Genomic DNA, 21,637 nt, shown 5'->3' on the forward strand with positions numbered 1-21,637 from the left:
AATCAGTAATTCGCCTTCAGATCCAGCCCGGTATAAAGGCTTGCAACTTCATCATAGCCGTTGAACATCAACGTGGGTCTTCTCTGCGTGCTGAAAAAGCCACCGTCTCCGATGCGTTGCTCGGTCGCCTGGCTCCAGCGTGGATGATCCACCTTCGGATTGACGTTGGAGTAGAAGCCATATTCGCGCGCGTTTGAGTTCTTCCACGTCGTTTCCGGCTGCTTTTCGACCAAAGAAATCCGCACGATGGATTTGATGCCCTTGAAACCGTATTTCCACGGCACGACAAGGCGGATTGGCGCGCCGTTCTGGTTCGGCAGCGTTTCACCGTAAAGACCGACAGCGAGAATCGTCAGGGGGTGGCGAGCCTCATCAAGACGTAGTCCTTCAACGTAAGGCCAGTCCAGGGGCTGGAACAAACCGCTCTGGCCAGGCATCTCTTCCGGGCGGACAACGGTTTCAAATTTGACATATTTCGCGCTGCCAAGCGGCTCTACCTTGTCCAGCAGGGTAGACAGCGAGAACCCGATCCACGGGATGACCATGGACCAGCCCTCGACGCAGCGCATGCGATAGGTACGCTCTTCCAGCGGGGATTTCAGCAGGTCTTCGATCCCGAATTCCTGCGGCTTGCCGACCAGCCCATCGACTTTCACCGTCCATGGTGTCGGCTTGAAGTTTCCAGCATTCTCTTTCGGATCTGATTTTCCCGTGCCGAATTCGTAGAAGTTGTTGTATCTGGTCACGGCATCGAGCGGCGTCAGCTTGTCATCCAGCTTGTAAGGGCCGGGCTTGGCGGTCAGCGGTGCGGCGAGAGCGCTCTCAGCTGTCAGACCCATGGCAGCGAGACCGGCTGCGGTTCCCAGAAAATTGCGTCGGGACAGGTAGACGTCACGCGGGGTGATTTCGGCAGAAGAGATACGGGGTGGGCGATAGGCGGGCATGGAAACCTCCTGAGAAACCAATCGGCGATATTGCTATCCAATACCCAGTACGTTGGCTTCGTAAGATATGTTTCACATTACGAGAAAAAAATGGATTTGGAGCATGTGCGGAAAACAATTTTACGAGAACGATGCACAGCCACTGAAACGGAAGATGCCGAAAAGCCGTGAGGCGCACGGTTGAACGCGCGCCTCACGGTATTTTTGTCTTAGAGGGTCAGGCGGAACTTCGCAAAGCCTTCGGCGCCGTCACCGGCTTCCTCGATCTTTGCGCCCTTCACGTCCTTGGCGTATTGGCGTGCCTTCGGTCCGGTTTCGAACACGGCGGTCGTGTTGGCCACGGGCGCGAAGGACCAGTTATCATCCGCAGACGGGTTGATGGTGCCCTGCGCGATGATGTAGCGCACGATCACGTCGCGGTTGGTATCAGGCGCGACGAAGATGATCTTGTCGGATGAAATGCCGGGGAACTTGCCGCCACCGCTGGCGCGGTAATTGTTCGTTGCCACCACGAATTTCTGTTCCGGGTCGATCAGCTTGCCTTCGAACTGGAGATTGACGATGCGGCTGACATCCGGGTTGACCGCCTTGCCGTCCTTGTCGAACTTCGCCGGTTTGGAAATGTCGATCTGGTAGGTCACGCCATCGATGACATCGTAATTGTAGGACGGGAATTCATTGTTCAGCAGCGGTGCGTCTTTTGCGCCTGCTTCCACCGTCTTGAACATGCCCGCCGACATTTCCAGCCAGTCCTTGACCTGCGCGCCGGTGATCAGCACGGCCTGCACGGTGTTAGGATAGAGGTAGAGGTCGGCGACGTTCTTGATGGCAATGTCACCGGCGGGGACATCGGTGTAGTAATCCGAGCCGCCACGGCCACCAGCCTTGAAGGGAGCTGCCGCTGAAAGCACGGGGAGGTCCTTGTACTGGCCTTCCTTCAACATGTCCTTGATGTACCAGGTCTGCGCATTGGACACGATCTGCACGGATGGATCGTCGGCCACCAGCGCGAAGTAGGAGTAGAGCGGCGCGGATGTCTTGCCGACTGGGCGACGGACGTAGGCGAGGGTGGCTTCGTGGTCGGTTTTGACGGCGGCGATGACCTCCGGCTTGTCCTTGACGTCGGCCACGATCTTGCGATTGTCGTCGCGGTGATAGATCGGGCGTGCTTCACTGGTGAAGTCCACGATCTTCCAGCTCTTGCCATCCTTTTCCAGCAGCAGATCAATGAGGCCCATATGCGAGCCCCAGAAACCGGCCATGACGGCAGGCTTGCCCATCAGCGTGCCCTTGACCGGATCGGCGCCCTCAATGCCTTCCCAGGTCTTGGGGCCGGGGAAGACGAGATGCTGGTGGCCGGTAAAGATAGCATCGATATCCTTGACGCCAGCCAGATACAGCGAGGCGTTTTCCATGCGGTCGCTCTGGCCTTTGCCTTCGATACCGGAGTGCGAAAGCGCGATGATGATATCGGCGCCCTGTTCTTTCATGACGGGCACCCAAGCCTTGGCAGCATCCACGATGTCGCGCGTCTGCGCTTTGCCTTCGAGGTTCTTCGCATCCCACATCATGATCTGCGGCGGCACGAAGCCGATGATGCCGACCTTGACGGTGCTGGTTGCGCCAGAACCGTCCTTGATCTGCTTGTCGAGGATGACGAAAGGCTTGAAGAAGAGGTCGTCCTGCTTTGGATTGGACGCCAGCTGTCCCTTGGTCAAATTGGCGCAGACGTAAGGAAAGCCAGCACCGCCCAGCGTGTTGAACATGAAGTCGAGGCCGTAATTGAACTCGTGGTTGCCAAGCGTGCCGCAATCATAGCCCAGCACGTTCATGGCGTTGATGACCGGGTGCTTGTCACCGGCCTTCATGCCACGCTCATAGGCGATGTAGTCGCCCAGCGGGTTGCCCTGAAGGAAGTCGCCGTTATCCACCAGCATGGAGTTGCCGGCTTCTGCGCGAATGCTGTCGATGATGGAGGCGGTGCGGGCGAGGCCCAGCGTGTCGTTCGGCTTATCGGCGTAATAATCATAAGGGAAAACGTGGACGTGGATGTCGGTCGTTTCCATGATGCGCAGATGCGCCTGATTGCCCTGTGCGCGCGCCGCAAACGGGTGCAGCATGACGAAGGCGGAAGATGCCGCAATGCCGCTCAGCAGCGAGCGGCGCGTGATGGGATGAAGGCCGATAAGCGAAGACATGGAAACTCCTCGATGGAATTCAGGCTGCATGGAAAAGGTGCAGCCTAAGACGAATTCCCAAGGAGTCCATCATCAAAATGACAGGCATATGACTTACCCCGGATTTTTGAACCATCCGGTAAAATCGCCTCATCCCGCCAGCGTCGGCTTCACCTCTTCATGGAAGAAACGAAAGTAAGAGGAAAGCTGTGCCAGCGTGTTGGTGGAAAGCTGTAATTGCAGACCCAGCCGGTTGGCATGCTGCCATTGAACCGTACCTTCGATGAAACCCAGATCCTCGCTTTGTACCTTCACGCGGCTGCCTTTTGCGGCTGCGAAGGCCCCTTCGAGTTCCAACGCCATGCCGGTGGCCGAGAGATCGACTACGCGGCCTTTGACTGTCTGGTTGAAATATTGAACCGTACCGTAGATGCGGGTCTTGCTGCGGCCCGCACCGCGATTTTGCATGCTCATACTGCCGGTCATCGTGTCAGCCCCCTGTTTTGTCTTTGTGTCAAAATCGCACAGAAGGTTTGATGGCCGTTTAGAATATTCGATAAAATTGGGTGGAATGACGTTTCACGCCCGGTCGATCCGGCACTGGTAGCAATTGTTGCGCGCGGACCGGACATGCACATAGGCGATATCGTCATTCGCCAGCAATTCCCTGGCTCGCTCGGTGATTCCTTCGGTCGGCGTCACGGCGCCGGTGCCATAGACGATGCGGTCGGCATGGCTGTAGCCGCGCACGATATAGTCAGGGCTTTCGAGCATGGGCGGCAGGATTTCCTGCGCTTCATAGGCACTGCATGATTCGGCGTGGATGAAAATCGGGCCAGTCTCAGCGAAGGGTTGCAGGCTTGGAAATGGTCGATAGGCCAGCAACAGCATGGCTTCGCCGTCCTTGATCTGCCCGAGGCAGACCCGGCAGGGAAAGCTTCCCGCAGCGATGGAAAGCTCCGGTTTCTGGCCGTTAGCGTCCAATTTGCCGCGGCGAAGTTCGTCTGCCTCATCGGCATTCATGGCGGTGAAAATGATCTTGGTCATAGCGTCTCCTTGAGCGTTGCTTGTTTGTCGCTATGCTCTTCAAACATGCGTGTATCCACCCGTTTCTTGCGTCTGGAGGCGACCACCCCATTGCTTGTGCCGTTGAGTGTGGCAATCAATCGAACGTCCTCTTTTTGGAAAGTTCATGTCCATGCTGCGCAGGTTGATGACCGCTTCTCTGGTCACCGTGTTTTCGTTTCTTTCACCTGCTGCCCATGCGCAAAACGCGCCCGCGCTAGACGGTCTTTCGGATGACCAGTTGCAGCAGACGGTGAATTTCGTCATCGGTAATGCGATTTTCGGCCTCTATCACGAAGCAGCAAAAATGCTGATCTCCGATCTGGCGCTGCCCGAGGCCGATGCGGGTGCAAACTCCGCAGACCAACTGGCAGGCACCATGATGCTGGAAGCCAATGAGGAATGGCTCGATACGGCAATCGTCAATGCGACCGACAGCTGGTATCTGGCACGCTCTTCACAGGCCCTGCCAGACCATGCAGCCCCGGTATACTCCACGCTCGTTCCCAATACTACGCGCGACCGCCAGATGGCTTGCCTGATGGTAGGCAAAGATGCAGGCGGATACGGTGATCTGGCTGATATGATGGGCCTGCCAAAGAACGATTGGAAGGCTTGCGAAGCAGCCTATCCACAGACTGTTGAGCGGTGGAATGATGCGTTGAAGCCGTTCGTGGCGAAGGCTGGTGCCACCAAATTCACGGCCCGGTACGAACCTGTTCGCGATCCGTTTCTGGATATCTACGCCACCATCGTCAAGGAATCAAAAATTCTGGACCTGATTGCCCGCAGCTTCAACGGTTACAAACTCAAGGGTGATGTAAAGCTGACGGCCCGCACCTGCGGTCGCCCTGACGTCTACTGGTCAGCGGAAAAGCGCGAAATCACCTATTGCTACGAAATGGCCAGATTTCACGGTGAACTGATCGCCGCGCATCTGGCCAGCGGTGGCAGCGAGAAGGAAAGTGATCCTGCCCAGGAAATTCCGACCGCTGTGAATTTGGGGCAGGAGCTTTAGGCTCGGATGCATCTCCGCCCAACGCGTGATTGTGCGTAGCGGCGGTAGCAGTCCTCATCCTGAGGTGCTCTGCAGGAGCCTGGAAGGGCGAGGACTGCGGGTCACAGCTCAGATGGGTGCTTCGAGGCTTTGCCCGATGGGCAAAGTACCTCAGCATGAGGGGCGTGCGAGACGCGCTTACCCCCGCCGCGAAATCTCCAGATACTCGCTATCCGTCAGCGGCTCGACCCAGGCCTCGGACGTGCTGACGGGGGAAAAGCCCATCATCTGGTAGAGTTGTAGCGCACGCGGGTGATCCAGCGTGTTGGTGGAAACGGTGATCTTTTTAGGGTTGTCCTGCCAAGCCGCGTAAAGCGCCTGCAACAGAAACCATTTGCCGACGCCTGCACCGATCGCTTCTTCCATCAGCCCGAAATAGGACAACTCGGTCACATCCGTATTGATGCGATTGAGTTCGAAGAAACCGGCGGGCGCGCCGTTGAGATAGAGCACCGTGACCGAATTGGCCGGATCCCGCAGCGTTACGGAAAGCTCGGCGTCGCTCATGCGCATGCGCTTTTGCCAGTGCCAGCGTTTGCCAACGCGCCAATAGAGATAGCGGTAGAAATGCAGCGGAATGTCCGTCGTGCGCATGATCGCCGTCTGGATGTTGACCGGCACCGGCAGGCTGACCTTCGGTGGCGCTGTCATCTCCAACTGCGTGACATGGGCTTTGAGCGGGCCGACGTCTTTTACGACGATTGGCTCGGCTGGTCCGGTCACGATCGGAGTGTCCTCTTTGGAGCCCCATTCCGACCACGAGCCATCGTAAAGCGAATTATCGAAATGGCCGAGTGATTCCAGTGCCAGAGTGATGACCGCCGCGGTGACGCCCGAACCACAGCTGGTGATGACCGGCTGTGTCAGGTCTATTCCAGCTTCGGTAAACATGCGGCGGATGGTCGGGAGGTCCTTGAAGTGCCCGTTTTCGGCAAATGCCGTGGCGGGCAGGTTGCGAGCACCGGGCATATGGCCGGAACGCATACCGGCGCGGGGCTCGGCTTCGTCACCGGTGAAGCGTCCTGCGCCGCGTGCATCGGCAATCTGCTCCTCACCATCGTCAACGACGGCGCGCATGGCCGCAAATGAGGTGATGCGTTTGGGATTGAAATGAACTTCGAAGGTTTCTGGTTCGATGTTCGGAACGCCGGTTTCCAGCGGTTTGTCTGCCGCCTTCCATCCATCCAGACCACCGTCCAGTACGTAGACCTTTTCGGCACCCATGATGCGCAGCATCCACCAGACGCGCGGTGCGGAGAAAAAGCCGGGACCATCATACACAACGATCGTGGCACCAGCATCGATGCCAAGATTGCCGACTTCCTGAGCGAAGACCTGCGGCGAGGGCAGGGAGTGCGGCAGGCCCGTGCTGTGGTCTGCGATCACATCCTGATCGAAAAACACGGCGCCGGGCAGGTGGCCTGCCAGAAATTCCTCTTTGCCATTGCGCTTATGCGCAGGCAGATACCAGGAGGCATCGACGAGTTTGAAGTCTGGGGTGCCAAGCTGTTGCTCGACCCAATCCGCCGAAACGACGAAACGGCTTTTATCCGTGGTCACGATGTGTCTCCTAAAAAATCAGGCGGAAAGGCCGGGCTTGCCGAAACGGATTCGGAAGCGGCGATTCTCCTTGCCCTTCTTTTCGATCTTGGCGATGTGAATATCGCCCACTTCCTGCGTCTTGGCCACATGAGTGCCGCCGCAGGGCTGGCTGTCAACGGAAGAGTTGTCTCCGATGCAAACGAGGCTGACGCGGCCTAGCCCCACTGGAGGGCGCACGTTCTTGGATTTGACGATGTCGGGATTGGCAGCAAGTTCCTCGTCGGTAATCCATTTCAGAAATACCGGGTGATCCTCCTCGACCAAAGCCATCAGCTTTGCAGTGACCTCGTCCTTGTCGATTGTCTCGGACATGTCGAAATCGACGCGGGATTCCTCCTCACCCACGGCAGCACCGGTGATCGGCCAAGAGCAGACAACGGAAAGCAGATGGCAGGCGGTGTGCATGCGCATAAGCTTGTAGCGGCGCGGCCAATCGACATGGAGCGTCACCTTTTCCCCGATGTCTGGAGATGGCTGACCTTCGATGGGACTATGGATGATCACGCTTTTCTCGATGCCGTGCCGTGTCAGGCCGAGATCGATCCGCGAGCCATCGGCGCGCAGCATATGCCCGGTATCGCCGGGCTGGCCGCCGGATGTGGCATAAAAGCAGGTCTGATCCAGCTCTATGCCGCCATCTTCATGGACTGCTGTTACCACCGCTTCGCATGTGGAAAGATAAAAATCATCACGAAACAGGGCATTCACAGACATATGGGCGCAGACCTCAGACGGTTTCGTACGGCACCGGTATCTCGCGCTTTTCAGTCAGCCACAGGGGCAGGGGAAGTCCCTTGGACCGCAGGAAGTCCGGGTTGAAAAGCTTCGACTGGTAACGGTTACCGTAGTCACAAAGAATGGTAACGATTGTATGCCCCGGACCGAGGTCGCGGGCAAGTCGAATTGCACCGGCAACATTGATTCCCGAGGAGCCGCCGAGGCAAAGTCCTTCTGTCGTCACCAGATCGTACAGCACCGGCAGGGCTTCCGCATCCGAAATGCGGTAGGCGAAATCCGGTTCGAAACCCTCCAGATTGGCCGTGATACGCCCCTGTCCAATGCCCTCGGTAATGGAGCTGCCTTCGGATTTCAGGGCACCGTTCTTGTAAAACTCGAACAAGGCGGCGCCATCCGGGTCCGCCAGTCCGATCTTGATATCGGGATTGAAGTCGCGAAGGCCATCCGCAACGCCCGCCAATGTGCCGCCCGAACCAACAGCGCAGACGAATCCATCTACGCGGCCATCCGTCTGGTCCCAGATTTCCGGCGCGGTGGTTTCGATGTGAGCTTGACGGTTGGCGATGTTGTCGAACTGGTTTGCCCAGACCGCACCGTTGGGGTCTGTTGCGGCAAGCTGCTTGGCCAAGCGACCGGAGACCTTCACGTAATTGTTCGGGTTGGAGTAGGGGGCCGCTGGCACTTCAATCAGTTGCGCACCGAGAAGCTTCAGCGCGTCCTTCTTTTCCTGGCTCTGCGTTTCGGGAATGACGATGACTGTCTTGTAACCCAGCGCGTTGGCGACAAGCGAAAGGCCGATGCCTGTGTTGCCAGCAGTGCCCTCTACGATCGTGCCGCCGGGCCGCAACTGCCCACGGCGTTCCGCGTCGCGAATGATGTAGAGCGCGGCGCGGTCCTTGACCGACTGGCCGGGGTTCATGAATTCGGCTTTACCGAGAATCTCGCATCCTGTCGCCTGTGACGCTGCGTTCAGGCGAATGAGCGGCGTGTTGCCGATAGCAGTAAGCACAGAGGTATGAATGGTCATGTCGGGGCCTTCTCGTCCAGTCAGCGATTGAGATGCAGTTATCTCCCTGCCAAAGAGCCTTGTGACAAGAAAATATGTTCTGGTGAATAGCGTTCAGGCGCAAAATCTTGCCGTTAGCCGATTTTAGTCGCCTTTCTTCATGTCAGAATAAGCCGCCAGCGCTCTTTGTCTTGCCTCGTTGTGATCAACGAGTGGCTTTGGGTATGTCTTGCCCAGCTCGATCCCGGCTTTTTTCAAAACTTCCTTCGGCGCGTCGAACGGCTTGTGGATGAATTTTTTGTCGAGATTTTCGAGTTCCGGCACGAAGGTTTTAACATAGCCGCCATCGGGATCGAATTTCTCGCCCTGCAGGATCGGGTTGAAGATACGGAAAAACGGAGAGGCGTCCGCACCTGATCCCGCCACCCATTGCCAGTTGGCGGGGTTGGAGGCTGGATCGGCATCAACGAGGGTGTCACGAAACCACTTCTCGCCCATTCGCCAGTCGATCAGCAGGTGCTTGATGAGGAACGACGCCGTGATCATGCGCACGCGGTTATGCATCACGCCATGCTTCCAAAGCTGGCGCATGCCCGCATCGACAATAGGATAACCCGTCATGCCCTTTGTCCAGGCCGTGAATTTGGCGCTGTCGGCATGCCATTCGAAGGCATCGAAACTGCTGTTCCAGTTCTTCTCGTCCAGTTCGGGGAAATGAAAAAGCAGGTGGTAGCAGAATTCACGCCAGACGATTTCCTTGCGAAAGCGACTGAGATCATTGGAGGCGATGTTACGCGGCAGACCACGGGTCGCGTCCCACACCTGTGCAGGCGAAATTTCACCCATGGTCAAATGTGGCGACAACATGGAGGTGGCAGGCTTTGCGGGGAAGTCTCGACCCTCTTCATAACCTTTCAGCGCGTCTTCTATGAAGGTTTTCAGGTTCTCGGCAGCACCAGCTTCACCCGGCGTCCAGACGTCTGAGAAATCCTTTGCCCAGTCCGGTTTGGAGGGTAGCAGCTTCCAATTGTCGAGCGTGTCGGATTTTGGCCAGCTGGACGGAGACGGCAATGTCTTAGGTGCCGCTGCCGGTTCCGTTGGCTCGTCACCGCCTTCGAAGGCGCGCCAGAACGGCGTGTAGACGCGGTAGGGGCCACCGCTTTTCGTTTTCAGTTTGGAGGGTTCATGTAAAAGATATCCGGCAAAGCTTTCGACTTCGAACCCATCATCGCGAAACCGTTTCTTGATCTCGCTGTCGACTGCAACGCCATGCGGTTCGTAGCGTCGATTCCAGAAAATAGCCGTCGCGCCGGTCTCTTTCAGCAGCGATTTTAGCACGGATTCAGCGTTCCCACGCCGCAAGATCAGCTTGCTTTCTGCCTGTTCCAAAGTACGCGCAAGTGCCTCCAGCGAGTGGTGCAGCCACCACTCTTGAGCAGCGCCCAAAGCCCCTGTCAGCAAAGGGTTTTCGTGAGCAATATAGACCGGGATGACAGGGCCGCCACGGTCTTTTGCGGCGAGCAGGGCGCGGTTGTCGGCGAGACGTAAGTCTTTGCGAAACCACAAAATTACTGGTTCTTTTTTTGCTGTCATAGGGCACCCGGTTCACTGGGGATTGAATGATTGTTGAAGAGCTTTGTTCCCTGAACCGGCGTATGATAGCGCCTCGTCATAACATGGTTTTCAACCGGTGAATTTTTGTCTCTTGGAAACCATTTAGCGCGGAACCATATGGCGGGTCCAACGTTAGAGGCGGGTTAATTGAGTATGGAAGTCCAATCAATGATGCTGAACGACGTCAAATGGGAAAGCCCGGTGGTTATTTCCCTGGAAAATGGCGCACCCCGAACATTCACCGGCGCTTACGAGGCTTTCGATTTTCTTCAACATGAATGGCCCAGCCGTCATGGCAAGGTTTACGAGCAGGCGTTGCGGCTATGCCGCGCCTCCTTGATGGGCAGCGTCGGCGGAGAGATCGCTCGCATCGCATTCATCGAGGCAAGCAGAGACGCGCATTGCCTCGTGGAAACCCACAAGCTCGCCTCCTGATTTTTTTAAACCGCGAATATGAAAGCCATCCGCCTGATAGGGGTGGATGGCTTTTTCTATGTTCTGAGCATGAATTTCGATGGATGCGGATAAATCTTAATCCTTGAAGCCATTGTGAGGCAGGTTGCGAAATAACGTTCCAATTTTCGCCTATATCTCGTCAAATTGTCGCTAAATTGCAGGAATAGATCAAACCTCGCCAGCGGTGAGCCAGACATATCTTGTCGGCTTCCGCTGCTTTACTCTGAATATGCGCACGGGACTTCTGACGGGGCAGGAGCGAAGTCACGTGTGCTTCCAAAGGGCGAGATTTTGAAAGTAACTGCGTACGTTCTGGCCGCTGCGATCTGTGCGGCTTTCACTGCACCTGTGTCTGCTGGCATGCTCAATCAAGCTGAGAGATATTCCGGCCTTCACGAGGGTAAGAACAACAAAACCCTCAAGGCCATCCTTGGTGTCAATCCACGTAAAACCCCATGGTGCGGGCACTTCCTCAGCGTCGTCGCCGAAAAGTCCGGTCGTCAGCCACCCAAGTCCTCGGGCTTTGCCAAATCGTGGAGCTCGTTCGGATATGCCGTTCCCACGGGCAATGCAAAGCCAGGTGACGTAGTGGTGGTAAGAGCTGGTAAGAGCTACCACGCCGGTATTCTGAAGAGCCTCAATAAAAATACCGCCCAAATCCTGGGCGGTAATCAGTCCGGTCGCGTCCAGGTCTCGAACTTCAGCCGCAAATCGATCGTCTCGGTTCGCCGCTAAGTAGCCTTAGAAGCTTATGGCTGCTCTCGTGTACCGGGAGCGGCATCACGCTGATCATCATCTTCCAAATCCGTGGCTACGATGAACGCGTCTTCGTGCTGGCGTGCTGCCTGTCTACGCGCTCTGAGGTTAATGGCCTCATCGGGATCGATTTCGTCGGGCGTACCTTTCAACTCCCGTTCGGTGTGAAAATCCGCGACATCCTTGTCATCGATATCCAGCGGCTTCGAGTGTTTCTCTTCCATGGTGCAACTCCTTCGTTGACCAAGTTAACGAGCGGCGTTGCCGCGAAGTTCCCTTTTGCATTCTTGCCTTTTGCAGGAACAAAATAAGTTGCCTGTTGTTTTCTCCCCGACAAACCTGATGGGAGAATCCACATGACAACTGACCGCGAAGCTGAAATCCGCAAAAAGGCCTACGAAAAGTGGGAAAGTGAAGGTCGTCAGGAAGGCCAGCACGACCGCCATTGGGCGGAAGCCGAGCATGAGCTGAATACCGACATAGAGGATGGCTCAGCTACCGGCAGCAGCGAGAAGTCGCCCGCAGCTCAGTCCTTCAGTGACGAACAAGCAGAAGCGGCTCAAGACGGTGCCAAGACGGATTTGGAAGAAGGGCTGGAAGATAGCTTCCCTGCCAGCGACCCGGTATCTGCCACATCATCCACGGTGACGGGTGGCGCAGCCAAGAAAAAAGGCTCAGGCCAGTCTCGCTGACATCAGGCGCAACGCTCTAACGCTTTCTAGTACACCAAATAATGAGGCCGACGCACAAAAGTGCCGTCGGCCAAAAATCCGTCGCCTGATCCCACGACCAATTCCAGAAATAATAGCCCTCGATGTGAGGCGGCGGCATATGGACGGAGACCTCATAGTCCCGTTTTTCCCGCCCATGGAAATGGCCCGCAGCGAAGGCAAGGCCAACAAGGCCAGCATCCCGCCAATTCAACATGAAGTGCGCGAGAACCGTTACTACGCCAGCCATGATCACGGCTTCCAGCATATGGCCCGCCCAGTCCCAATTCTGCTGAATATAGGTCCAGTCAAAATCCATGACACAATCCTAGGGTGGTGCGCTCAAAATAGAATTCTCCGTATTCCGCCCCGCATCTGCCCCCTTGTGACGAAAGGTTGGCTTCAGGACCCGGCCAATGAGTGTCACTCTATTCCGCAGTTCATGACGGGTCTGCGGCTTATGGCTGGACGGGAAACCTATCGCCGCACCATCACTGTACCGCCAGCCGTTGCATTTGGCCCTGCGGAATACAGCGTCACCTTGGACTACATCTGCAACCCGTTGCAAAATTTTATCGGTCCTATTCGGGTGACATCGCCGGCGATCAAGTTCAGCATCGTGCCATCGCGAACGATCATGTTGCCAGGCACCGGTGCTGACGGCTGATCAGCCGTGTCTGCGCAAGAGACGGATGCTCGGCGCAAAATGTGGCGCGGTGTTGCATGCTCTCTATCTCATCCAAACGTAACTTTATGCTTTTCTTAGGTTCTTAGCCCGTGCTGAACTCGGGTTCGGCTGTCCCTGATGGTATAACTTCTGGTCTTTGAAATCTTTGTTTGATTCGAAAACGGTCTCTGTCATAAAGACCTTACAAGCGTAGAGGCGATCATGGAGTTCGCGATGCCACAAATAAGTATTGGTCTGCCTGTTTATAATGGTGCGCGTAATATTAAGTCTGCTTTGGATTCCATTTTGAACCAGACTTTCAGCGATTATGAAATCATTATTTCTGACAATGCATCAACAGATGAGACACAACAGATATGTCACGAGTTTGTAAGCCGAGACAGCAGAATAAAGTACTTTAGGCAGACAGAAAATATCGGAGCGCCGAATAATTTTCGTTTTGTTTATGAACAGGCGAACGCTCCCCTCTTTAAGTGGATGGCTCATGACGACTGGATTGATCCAGACTTTCTGTCTGTTCTCGTGCCTGTAGCGAGCACTCGGCACGCAATCGTTTTCGGACACTTGCAGATGGTGACCCATGAGGGGCAGGATATGGGGCATCAAGCCAACAGGCGGGAAATGCAGTACGACGGTCCAGCTTGGTGGAGAAAACTCGCCTATGCTGTTGAACCCGCAAACCTTGGAAAGGCAAATATCATCTATGGTATATTTCCGAGAGATGCGATTACGACGGAAAGCCTTAGGGTTTTTTCAGACTATGGCGTTCCAGGCGACGTGATGATGCTGACTGATTGCTTAGAGCGTACACCCATTATTTTTGGCGGTCCCACACGTCTCTTCAAAAGAGCGGCACCACCGCGTCCTGCAGGTGCAGCGAAAGAAAAGCGGGCTCCTATGTCCGAACGCACGATGGTACGTCAGTTCCTAACTCTTGGCTCGTTCTCATTTCGTGCTGGCTATTTTTTGCTTTATCCACTCGCTGCCTTACGTATGAAATATGGACGTAAGGTCCGTAGGCTTATTGCGCGCATGCAAGGTCAATCGCCAAACTAGTGTCTGCCTTACAAGCAGACGCTTTGACTTGAAGTTAACGAAGACTATCAATATCCAGTCGAAATCACTGTAAGATCTGCAAACTTTGTCACTCGTATCCCCACTTATCTCAAAGACCAGAAACTCGCCCACTATGACCAGGATTTTCTACACCAAACCCTCGATTACAGAGCTCGAAAAGCTTTATGCTGCGGATGCAGTTGATACTGGGTGGGGCCCCAAATGCTATGACTATATCCATCGCTTCGAACGGAAGTTCGGAGAGTATCTCAACGCAGAATATTTAATTGCGACATCGAGCTGCACTGGCGCTATGCATATGGGCCTGGCGGCACTCGGTATCGGTGAGGGTGATGAGGTAATACTTGCAGACACAAACTGGATTGCGACGGTTGCACCAATCGTTCATCTGGGCGCAAAGCCGATTTTCGTCGATATACTGCCCGACACTTGGTGCATAGACCCCGCACACGTCGAAAAGCAAATAACACCGCGTACCAAGGCCATCATCGCCACTCACATATATGGCAATGTCTGCAATATGGATGCTCTGCTCGCGATTGGCGAAAATCATAACATCCCCGTCATTGAGGATGCGGCGGAGGCAATAGGCTCAGCTATCAGCGGTCGGCGCGCCGGATCAATGGGCAAATTTGGAACTTTTTCTTTTCACGGCACTAAGACCTTGACGACAGGAGAGGGCGGTATGTTTGTAACCAACGATGCCGATCTCTATGAAAAAGTTTTGACGCTGAGCAATCATGGAAGGGCGCGCGGTCAGACCAAGCAATTTTGGCCAGACTTGCTAGGTTTCAAATACAAGATGTCAAACGTACAGGCCGCGATCGGTTGTGGCCAAATCGAGCGGATCGATGAACTGGTGGAGCGAAAGCGTCAGATACTAAACGCCTACAAGTCGAAACTTGCTGGTATTGGCGGCGTAACATTGAATCCCGAGTACGATAACACCATCAACGGCGCTTGGATGCCGACGGTGGTATTTTCCGAAGAGTGGGGCGTTACCTCTGAACATCTGCAAAAGGTCTTTCATGATGCAGACATTGATGCGAGGGTTTTCTTCCACCCACTTTCGGGTCTGCCGATGTTCGAAGAACAAGGCGAATTAGGCCGTGCTGGTAATGTGAACGCGTGGAGCATTCCCAAGCGCGCTATTAATCTTCCTAGCTATCATGATATGACCGCCGACGATATTGACCGCGTAGCGAGTACGCTACTTGAACTCATCTCCAGCGTTGATCGTCCATCCCGGTCGCTTTCCGCAAAAAACTAAATGAACTCTCAACTTTTCATAAGATAGGACTTTGATATCACATGACCATAAAGGATGATCGCCTCGAATTCGAAGAGCACAGACGGCAAATGTCTCTTGCCTTAGGAAAAGACGAAGCCGCGTTTCGGCAATCACTCGATACTTTGATCACTCTCGACAAATATGATTACTTCTATCAGTGGTCTTGGATGGGGTTGCCGATCATTCAAGCGCCTGCCGATATCATGGCTACTCAGGAAGTCATTTGGAACACCAAGCCAGACGTTATCATTGAAACCGGTGTTGCTCGTGGCGGCTCTCTTATCTTCATGGCGTCGCTCTTTGCTGCAATGGGCAAGACCGATGGCAAGGTGATTGGTGTTGACATCGATATCCGCCCTCACAATCGGGAGTCTATCGAGACTCACCCTCTGTCTCGCCATATCACTATGATCCAAGGCGGCTCTGTGGATGCCGAGACTCTTGCCGCTGTAAAAGCCGAAATTCCAGTCGGTGCGAGAGTGATGGTTGTCCTCGATAGTGATCATTCCCGCGACCATGTGCTCGCGGAATGCCGTGCCTATGGCGAACTGGTCACTGAAGGTTGCTATCTAGTAGTTGCTGACACCGTCATTGGTCATCTAACCCCGGAACAAGCCTTTAGAAAGCGCTCTAAAGTCTGGCTCCAAGGCAACGAGCCGTTGCAGGCGCTTAAGGATTTCATGGCTGAAAGCGATTTGTTTGAAGTTGACCCAGTTCTGAATGGCAAACTGGTTCTTTCTTCCTCGCCTGGCGGCTATTGCGTTCGTAAAGCGATATAATATCTGTTGTCAGTGCCGTCCCCTTGCCAGTGGGACGGCAGTCGTTTTCTATCGATGAGGACGTCTATTTATGGATACGCGAACCTCGTATTCATTACCTTTTTCGTCATGAAACCAGCAAGAAGGATATCCTGAGAAGGTTCTCGCTCTCAGGATATTTAGAGTGTCTCTGATTGATTGAATATTGTCCAAATCGAGATGGCTAGCCTCAACCATCTCTTTGGCGTAGTGAAAGTTGCCCTCTTCAAGGTTTTGATGATGCCGCGTCACAGATCCCTCTGTAATAAAAGGGAAAATCTTTTGAAAAAGATTCACGATTTCCTCTTGGCTCTTACGATATAGCGTTTCGGCATTATCAGTCCAATCATAGAGAATTTCTTTCTGAGCGACCACATCTCCATCGTCAATTCCTTGGCCAAGAAAGTGAAGCGACACTCCAAATGGTTCTCCAGCCTTGAGAGCCCAGAAGTTTGGGTTCTTTCCTCGGTGAAAAGGGAGGAGACTTGGATGCGTGTTGATGAAACCCTCTTTTGCAACATTAATGTCAGATGCGGTTATTATAGAAGGCCACCAAAGCAACAAGCCGATGTCTATTTGAGTTCGTAATTTTTCTTGAATAGATGATCCAAGAGGGCGTCCAGCCAAGGCTTCGACGTTTATTTCTTTCGCTTTACAATATTGAAATATCTCGTTCTCGGAGATCGTGACAACCAGAGAAAGAGCGTTCGGAAAATTGATGGAAATCCATTCAATTAGAATTTTTCCAACCACGCCATCTGCGCATGCCACAACTGATCTGCTATTCACCGACATAGAACTATTCCTTGAATTTGAGGGTTGAATTACGATGGCCAAAGATGATCGTCAACAATTCCGGGACAGGATGCTGGAGTTATCTTCGCGTCTAGGCGAAGACAAAAAAATTGAAGCAGAGTCGGTGCGTCTGTTTAAGCAGTTGAATAAGTACGATTACTCTTATTTATGGACTTGGATGGGAGTGCCGATTATCCAGCTTCCGCCGGATATAATTGTGACACAGGAAGCAATTTGGGCAACTCGACCAGATGTGATTGTTGATGTCGGAGTGGCGCGCGGTGGCTCAGTTATCTTTATGGCATCAATACTCGCTGCCTTGGGAGACGCCCAATCCAAGGTCATTGGTGTAGATATTGATATACGCGCGCACAACAGGAAAACTATTGAGGATCATCCGCTTTCGACGAAAATCCAACTGGTGGAGGGGCATTCACTCGATTCAGATATCTACAATATTGTAGCATCCTCAATCCCTTCTGACTCACGTGTGATGGTGGTTTTAGATAGCAATCACTCATATGAGCACGTACTTGAAGAATGCCGCCTCTATTCATCGCTCGTCTCAGAAGGGTGTTACCTCGTCGTCACCAATACCATTCTCGGTAGACTTGATGACGACGACAGGATAAGTCGATCTAGCACTTATTATAAAGGGAACGATCCGCTGACAGCCCTGCGAACGTTTCTTCTAGAAAATAATAATTTTGCCGTTGACGGGCCGCTAAACGGAAAACTGATATTTTCGCAGTCATTTGGCGGTTTTTGTATGTGTCGCAAACAAACCGATACATAATGTATTTCCTCGTTTATTGAACTGAGAGTACTGGCACCGCAGTGACAAACTTCGTCCCGTTCTCTGCCAGCACTGCCAACTGCTCTCTTACTTCAGCTGCAATATTCCAAGGCAAGATCATCACGTAATCCGGTCGATTTTTCATCAATTCATCTGGATGGTGTATCGGAATGTGGCTTCCTGGCATGAATTTGTTTTGCTTCGAGACTACCGCATCACAGACGAAAGGCAATAAATCTGGTTTGACGCCAGCGAAATTCAAAAGTGTATTGCCCTTTGCTGCGGCTCCATAAGCGGCAACCGTTTTTCCGTCTTCTTTCGCCTTCAAAAGAAAAGCTAGTACGTCGTCTTTAACTTTTTCAGCTTTTTTCTGAAACGTTCTATAGACCTCTACGCCGCGCAAGCCTTGGCGTGCTTCCTCTGTCAGCACCGCGTGAACGGCGGTAGATGTATCTCGCTCGTCTCCATCGTGGCAGCCATAGACGCGCAGGCTGCCGCCGTGGGTAGGCAGTTCTTCAACGTCAAAAACCCTCAGACCCGCGCCTTCGAAAATCTTCGTAACGGTAAACAGCGAGAGATAAGAGAAATGCTCGTGATAGACCGTGTCGAACTGGTTTTGCTCAATCAGTCGCATCACGTGCGGGAACTCCAACGTAATCGTTCCCCCTGCGTTGAGCGCCAGCTTCATGCCGCGGGTGAAATCGTTGATATCGGGGACGTGTGCATAGACATTATTGCCGAGAATGAGATCGGCGCTCTTACCTTGGTCAACGAGCGAGCTGGCGAAAAATTCGCCAAAGAATTCTCGTGCGACCGGAATACCGAGCGCTTCGGCTGCATCTGCCGTGCTATGGGTGGGCTCGACGCCGAGGCAGGGAATACCAGCGGCAAGGAAATTTTTCAGGAGGTAGCCATCATTCGAGGCAATCTCGATGACCATGCTGTCTTTGTTGAGGTCTAGCCGTTCCGTTATCATCTCGACATAGCGTTTTGCGTGAGCAAGCCAACCCTTGGAGGCGCTGGAAAAATAGGCGTAGTCGGAGCTGAAGAGTGATTTCGCTGAGGCGTAATCCTCCGTTTGCACCAGCCAGCACTCTTCACAAACTTTCAGTCTCAAAGGAAAATAAAGCTCTGGGGCCGAAAGTGCTTCTGCCGAGAGATAGGCATTGGATGGCGGCGCAAAGCCCAAGTCCAGAAAATCGCAGCGAAGCGTGCTGTCGCAATGGCGGCATTTCATAATGTCAGTCCCGTAAATTTTTCGGTCAGGTGTGGGTGGAGGCGATCCCGCTCGGACATTTCCGTAATAGCCAGCGGCCAGCGGACCTTCAGTGCTGGATCCAGCGCGTTGAGGGCACCTTCTGAGTTCGGCACATAGGGTGCTGAATGAAAATAGAGAATTTCACAATCATCTGTCAGAGTTTGGAACCCGTGGGCGAAACCTTCGGGGATAAGAAGCGAACGGCGGTTATCGGCTGATAGCTCTTCCGCGTGCCATTTCAAGAATGTCGGCGAGTTGGCTCGAAGGTCAACCGCCACATCAAGGACTGCGCCGCGCACACAGTTTACAAGCTTCATTTCCGAATAAGGTGGATGCTGGAAATGCATACCGCGCACGGTCCCTTGCTGCGTCGTCCTTGTAAGGTTGATCTGCGCAACTGGCTTCGTCCAACCAGCATTTGCCAGTTCCTCGGCGCAAAAAATGCGTGAAAGGAAGCCGCGGTGATCGCCAAAGTTCTGGCGCTCAACAAGCTTCAGGCCAGCCAGTGACAGTTCGCTGTCGGTAAAGCGGCTCACGCTGGATCCTCATATTCAGCAATTTCGGCTTCACAAAGAGTGCGGGCATTCGCGCCATCATGGTGTGCCTTATACCATCGCATGGTACGCGTAACAGCCTCGGAAAGATGCCATCTTGGCACAATATCAAGAGTATGGCGGGCCTTGGCTGTTTCGAGCGCCAACCACCCCGCCTCATGCGGTCCTTCAGTCCCATCACCGTAAATCACTTCGCCTCGGCCATATGCGGTCTGGGCAATCTCAATCACTTGTCGCACGGGGGCGGCTTCATGGCTCACGGGCCCGAAATTGTAGCTGTCAGCAAGATTTGAATTGTCCCAGAGACGTTCCGCGAGAACCAAATATGCGGAAAGTGGTTCAAGAACGTGCTGCCAAGGCCGATTCGCCTCAGGCCGTCGCACGTGGAGTGGGATATCGGACTGCCAAGCCCGAACCGCATCCGGTAAAAGCCGATCGGCAGACCAGTCGCCGCCGCCAATCACATTCCCGGCGCGGGCCGTTGCCACCGCAACTCCGTTGCTGCGCAGAAAACTGTCACGATAGCTGGAAACCACGATCTCGCAAGCCGCCTTGCTGGCACTGTACGGATCGTGCCCCCCTAGCTGGTCCGTTTCCCGGTAGGGGAAGGAATGTTCGAGGTTTTGGTAGACCTTATCTGTGGTCACCGCGACAATGACGCGGGTAGTCGGGACTGAGCGACTTGCTTCGAGCAGGTTGGCTGTGCCAAGCACATTTGTGGCAAACGTTTTTATCGGGTCTTCATAGCCAGGGCGTACCAGCGCCTGCGCGGCAAGGTGGAGAATGATGTCTGGAGATGCGCTTCGAGTGATCTCGGAAAGCTTTTCGCCGTTCCTGATGTCCTCGAAATAATTTGCTTCGATGGGGGAGTTTGCGAGCGAGAAAAGGCTAGGCTCGCCGGTTGGGGCCAGAGACACTCCCGTCACTTTTGCGCCCATCCGTGCAAGCCAAAGGCTTAACCAGGCACCTTTAAACCCAGTATGTCCGGTCAGGAAGACATTTTTGTCGCGCCAGAAGTTATGATTGGGTTTTGCACCGCCTGCCATCACCAAATCTTCCAGGGAGCTTTATCGGTCGCCCAAAGATCTTCTAAAAGGTTTTTCTCACGTAGCGTGTCCATGGGTTGCCAAAAGCCATCATGTTCGTACGCCATCATTTCGCCCTGCGATGCGAGGCTCATCATCGGCTTGCCCTCCCAAGGCATGCTGTCGCCTTCGATGAAGTCGAGGCATTTTGGAGAAAGTACAAAAAAACCACCATTGATGAGGCCGCCATCGCCACGCGGCTTTTCTACGAACCCAATGACCTGATTTCCAGATCGCTCCAGCGCGCCATATCGGCCGGGTGGATGTACCGCGGTAACCGTGGCCATTTTGCCATGCTCGGTGTGGAATTTGATGACTTCGCTAATATTGACGTCGCTCAGTCCATCGCCATATGTGAAGCAGAAGCTATCCTCGCCTTGCAGATATTCGCGAACCCGTCTCAGGCGACCGCCGGTCATCGTGGCTTCGCCGGTGTCTATCAATGTTACCTTCCAAGGTTCTGCATTGCGACGATGGACCTGCATCTCGTTGTGCGACATGTCAAATGTTACATCCGACATGTGTAGAAAGTAATTCGCAAAATATTCTTTAATTACGTAGCCTTTGTAGCCACAACAGATGATGAAGTCGTTTACCCCATGTGCGGAGTAAAGCTTCATAATATGCCAAAGGATCGGCTGACCACCAATCTCAATCATTGGTTTTGGTCGAAGATGCGTTTCTTCCGAAATTCGGGTCCCCAGTCCCCCTGCCAGAATAACCGCTTTCATCTTCGTCTGCCCTCAAAAGCACTTGCTCGGATTCAATCAGGCGTTAATGGCTTAGAGCGGCTCAAGTTGTCAATTGGACATATTTGCTTAGGCACTCTAATAACATGTTGGATCCAAAACTAAGGTTTTGAATGGCCCCGGCGACAGGATTTTTCGACATCCCTATGTGCCACATAGAGTGACGCTGAAAGTGCCAAGTTTATGTTTACCGACGCTGTATCGGCCTTGTCCTGGTAGAGCGGAAAGCCCTACGGATGTCGCTTCATCGCCTCGAGCGCAATGCCGACGATGGGAATGCGTCTAATCGAAGAATCCGTCTTGTTTCTGCGATCGTCGCGCTCCTCGACCTCGACGTGCGGGATCTCGTCGTACAGGTGAATATCCTGAGGCCGTAGGTTACAAACCTCGCCCAGTGGAGTGCACCCCATTTAACCGGACAA

24 protein-coding genes are annotated in these 21,637 nt (G+C 53.8%); 9 read left to right on the forward strand and 15 right to left on the reverse strand.

Annotated features, from left to right (window positions below):
- Window positions 1-2 precede the first annotated feature (2 nt).
- From msrP to QRN55_RS00185, 4 genes are all read right to left on the reverse strand, one after another.
- Window positions 3-944: a protein-methionine-sulfoxide reductase catalytic subunit MsrP gene (msrP, locus tag QRN55_RS00170; RefSeq protein WP_284773826.1), complete on the reverse strand. Its 942-nt coding sequence runs from the start codon at window positions 942-944 to the stop codon at window positions 3-5.
- A gap of 209 nt (window positions 945-1,153) precedes the next feature.
- Window positions 1,154-3,142: a bifunctional 2',3'-cyclic-nucleotide 2'-phosphodiesterase/3'-nucleotidase gene (locus QRN55_RS00175; RefSeq protein ID WP_284773828.1), complete on the reverse strand. Its 1,989-nt coding sequence runs from the start codon at window positions 3,140-3,142 to the stop codon at window positions 1,154-1,156.
- A 129-nt stretch (window positions 3,143-3,271) separates the two neighbouring features.
- Window positions 3,272-3,607 carry a PilZ domain-containing protein gene (locus QRN55_RS00180; RefSeq protein ID WP_233123051.1) on the reverse strand — a complete coding sequence of 112 codons (336 nt, stop codon included), beginning with the start codon at window positions 3,605-3,607 and terminating at the stop codon, window positions 3,272-3,274.
- Window positions 3,608-3,700: 93 nt separating this feature from the next.
- Window positions 3,701-4,168 carry a DUF1203 domain-containing protein gene (locus QRN55_RS00185; protein WP_284773831.1) on the reverse strand — a complete coding sequence of 156 codons (468 nt, stop codon included), beginning with the start codon at window positions 4,166-4,168 and terminating at the stop codon, window positions 3,701-3,703.
- Window positions 4,169-4,313: 145 nt separating this feature from the next.
- Here QRN55_RS00185 and QRN55_RS00190 point away from each other — a divergent pair, with 145 nt between their 5' ends.
- On the forward strand, window positions 4,314-5,204 hold the full coding sequence (locus QRN55_RS00190; RefSeq protein ID WP_284773832.1) for a DUF4344 domain-containing metallopeptidase: 891 nt from the start codon (window positions 4,314-4,316) through the stop codon (window positions 5,202-5,204).
- A gap of 177 nt (window positions 5,205-5,381) precedes the next feature.
- On the opposite strand, the gene sseA is transcribed toward QRN55_RS00190, so the two are convergent.
- From sseA to QRN55_RS00210, 4 genes are all read right to left on the reverse strand, one after another.
- A complete protein-coding gene (sseA, locus tag QRN55_RS24400; RefSeq protein ID WP_350225175.1) occupies window positions 5,382-6,803 on the reverse strand; it encodes a 3-mercaptopyruvate sulfurtransferase in 1,422 nt (473 codons plus the stop codon).
- An 18-nt stretch (window positions 6,804-6,821) separates the two neighbouring features.
- A complete protein-coding gene (locus tag QRN55_RS00200; RefSeq protein WP_284773834.1) occupies window positions 6,822-7,559 on the reverse strand; it encodes an alanyl-tRNA editing protein in 738 nt (245 codons plus the stop codon).
- A gap of 13 nt (window positions 7,560-7,572) precedes the next feature.
- The gene (locus QRN55_RS00205) at window positions 7,573-8,610 is read right to left on the reverse strand and encodes a cysteine synthase A (RefSeq protein ID WP_284773836.1); all 1,038 of its coding nucleotides are present in this window, start codon (window positions 8,608-8,610) and stop codon (window positions 7,573-7,575) included.
- Between the two features lie 123 nt (window positions 8,611-8,733).
- Entirely contained in the window at window positions 8,734-10,182 is a 1,449-nt protein-coding gene (locus tag QRN55_RS00210; protein ID WP_284773838.1) for a cryptochrome/photolyase family protein, read from the reverse strand.
- A gap of 189 nt (window positions 10,183-10,371) precedes the next feature.
- On the opposite strand from QRN55_RS00210, the gene QRN55_RS00215 reads away from it, so the two are divergent.
- Together QRN55_RS00215 and QRN55_RS00220 are read left to right on the forward strand one after the other, a co-directional pair.
- Window positions 10,372-10,638 (forward strand): DUF982 domain-containing protein, encoded by a 267-nt coding sequence (locus QRN55_RS00215; RefSeq protein ID WP_162698197.1) that lies wholly within the window; start codon window positions 10,372-10,374, stop codon window positions 10,636-10,638.
- 381 nt (window positions 10,639-11,019) lie between these two features.
- Window positions 11,020-11,394 (forward strand): TIGR02594 family protein, encoded by a 375-nt coding sequence (locus QRN55_RS00220; protein ID WP_111839091.1) that lies wholly within the window; start codon window positions 11,020-11,022, stop codon window positions 11,392-11,394.
- Between the two features lie 14 nt (window positions 11,395-11,408).
- Here QRN55_RS00220 and QRN55_RS00225 read toward each other — a convergent pair whose 3' ends face one another.
- Window positions 11,409-11,639 carry a hypothetical protein gene (locus QRN55_RS00225; RefSeq protein WP_111838934.1) on the reverse strand — a complete coding sequence of 77 codons (231 nt, stop codon included), beginning with the start codon at window positions 11,637-11,639 and terminating at the stop codon, window positions 11,409-11,411.
- 132 nt (window positions 11,640-11,771) lie between these two features.
- Here QRN55_RS00225 and QRN55_RS00230 point away from each other — a divergent pair, with 132 nt between their 5' ends.
- Window positions 11,772-12,107, forward strand: coding sequence for a DUF2934 domain-containing protein (locus tag QRN55_RS00230; protein WP_111838935.1), 336 nt, complete (start codon window positions 11,772-11,774; stop codon window positions 12,105-12,107).
- Window positions 12,108-12,123: 16 nt separating this feature from the next.
- On the opposite strand, the gene QRN55_RS00235 is transcribed toward QRN55_RS00230, so the two are convergent.
- Window positions 12,124-12,444, reverse strand: coding sequence for a hypothetical protein (locus QRN55_RS00235; RefSeq protein ID WP_112499480.1), 321 nt, complete (start codon window positions 12,442-12,444; stop codon window positions 12,124-12,126).
- A 66-nt stretch (window positions 12,445-12,510) separates the two neighbouring features.
- Between QRN55_RS00235 and QRN55_RS00240 the strand changes: the two genes are divergently transcribed.
- The 4 genes from QRN55_RS00240 (at window position 12,511) to QRN55_RS00255 (ending at window position 15,960) form a co-directional block, all read left to right on the forward strand.
- On the forward strand, window positions 12,511-12,792 hold the full coding sequence (locus tag QRN55_RS00240; RefSeq protein ID WP_162698195.1) for a hypothetical protein: 282 nt from the start codon (window positions 12,511-12,513) through the stop codon (window positions 12,790-12,792).
- Between the two features lie 222 nt (window positions 12,793-13,014).
- A complete protein-coding gene (locus QRN55_RS00245) occupies window positions 13,015-13,869 on the forward strand; it encodes a glycosyltransferase family 2 protein (protein ID WP_284773845.1) in 855 nt (284 codons plus the stop codon).
- Window positions 13,870-14,002: 133 nt separating this feature from the next.
- A complete protein-coding gene (locus QRN55_RS00250) occupies window positions 14,003-15,160 on the forward strand; it encodes a DegT/DnrJ/EryC1/StrS family aminotransferase (protein WP_284773846.1) in 1,158 nt (385 codons plus the stop codon).
- A gap of 41 nt (window positions 15,161-15,201) precedes the next feature.
- Window positions 15,202-15,960 (forward strand): cephalosporin hydroxylase family protein, encoded by a 759-nt coding sequence (locus tag QRN55_RS00255; RefSeq protein WP_284773847.1) that lies wholly within the window; start codon window positions 15,202-15,204, stop codon window positions 15,958-15,960.
- 48 nt (window positions 15,961-16,008) lie between these two features.
- On the opposite strand, the gene QRN55_RS00260 is transcribed toward QRN55_RS00255, so the two are convergent.
- On the reverse strand, window positions 16,009-16,773 hold the full coding sequence (locus tag QRN55_RS00260) for a formyltransferase family protein (RefSeq protein WP_284773849.1): 765 nt from the start codon (window positions 16,771-16,773) through the stop codon (window positions 16,009-16,011).
- Window positions 16,774-16,807: 34 nt separating this feature from the next.
- On the opposite strand from QRN55_RS00260, the gene QRN55_RS00265 reads away from it, so the two are divergent.
- The gene (locus tag QRN55_RS00265) at window positions 16,808-17,569 is read left to right on the forward strand and encodes a cephalosporin hydroxylase family protein (protein ID WP_284773851.1); all 762 of its coding nucleotides are present in this window, start codon (window positions 16,808-16,810) and stop codon (window positions 17,567-17,569) included.
- A gap of 13 nt (window positions 17,570-17,582) precedes the next feature.
- On the opposite strand, the gene QRN55_RS00270 is transcribed toward QRN55_RS00265, so the two are convergent.
- From QRN55_RS00270 to rfbF, 4 genes are read right to left on the reverse strand one after another with little or no spacing between them, the layout of a single operon-like run.
- Window positions 17,583-18,806, reverse strand: coding sequence for a class I SAM-dependent methyltransferase (locus QRN55_RS00270; protein ID WP_284773853.1), 1,224 nt, complete (start codon window positions 18,804-18,806; stop codon window positions 17,583-17,585).
- Window positions 18,803-19,363: a dTDP-4-dehydrorhamnose 3,5-epimerase family protein gene (locus tag QRN55_RS00275; protein WP_284773855.1), complete on the reverse strand. Its 561-nt coding sequence runs from the start codon at window positions 19,361-19,363 to the stop codon at window positions 18,803-18,805. Before QRN55_RS00275 ends, QRN55_RS00270 begins: the two co-directional genes overlap by 4 nt.
- Window positions 19,360-20,427 carry a CDP-glucose 4,6-dehydratase gene (rfbG, locus tag QRN55_RS00280; RefSeq protein WP_284773857.1) on the reverse strand — a complete coding sequence of 356 codons (1,068 nt, stop codon included), beginning with the start codon at window positions 20,425-20,427 and terminating at the stop codon, window positions 19,360-19,362. Before rfbG ends, QRN55_RS00275 begins: the two co-directional genes overlap by 4 nt.
- Window positions 20,427-21,197 (reverse strand): glucose-1-phosphate cytidylyltransferase, encoded by a 771-nt coding sequence (rfbF, locus tag QRN55_RS00285; RefSeq protein ID WP_112499471.1) that lies wholly within the window; start codon window positions 21,195-21,197, stop codon window positions 20,427-20,429. Before rfbF ends, rfbG begins: the two co-directional genes overlap by 1 nt.
- Window positions 21,198-21,637: the final 440 nt, after the last annotated feature.

It is taken from the genome of Agrobacterium sp. lyk4-40-TYG-31 (genome assembly GCF_030209855.1).
GTDB classification, from domain to species: domain Bacteria; phylum Pseudomonadota; class Alphaproteobacteria; order Rhizobiales; family Rhizobiaceae; genus Agrobacterium; species Agrobacterium vaccinii.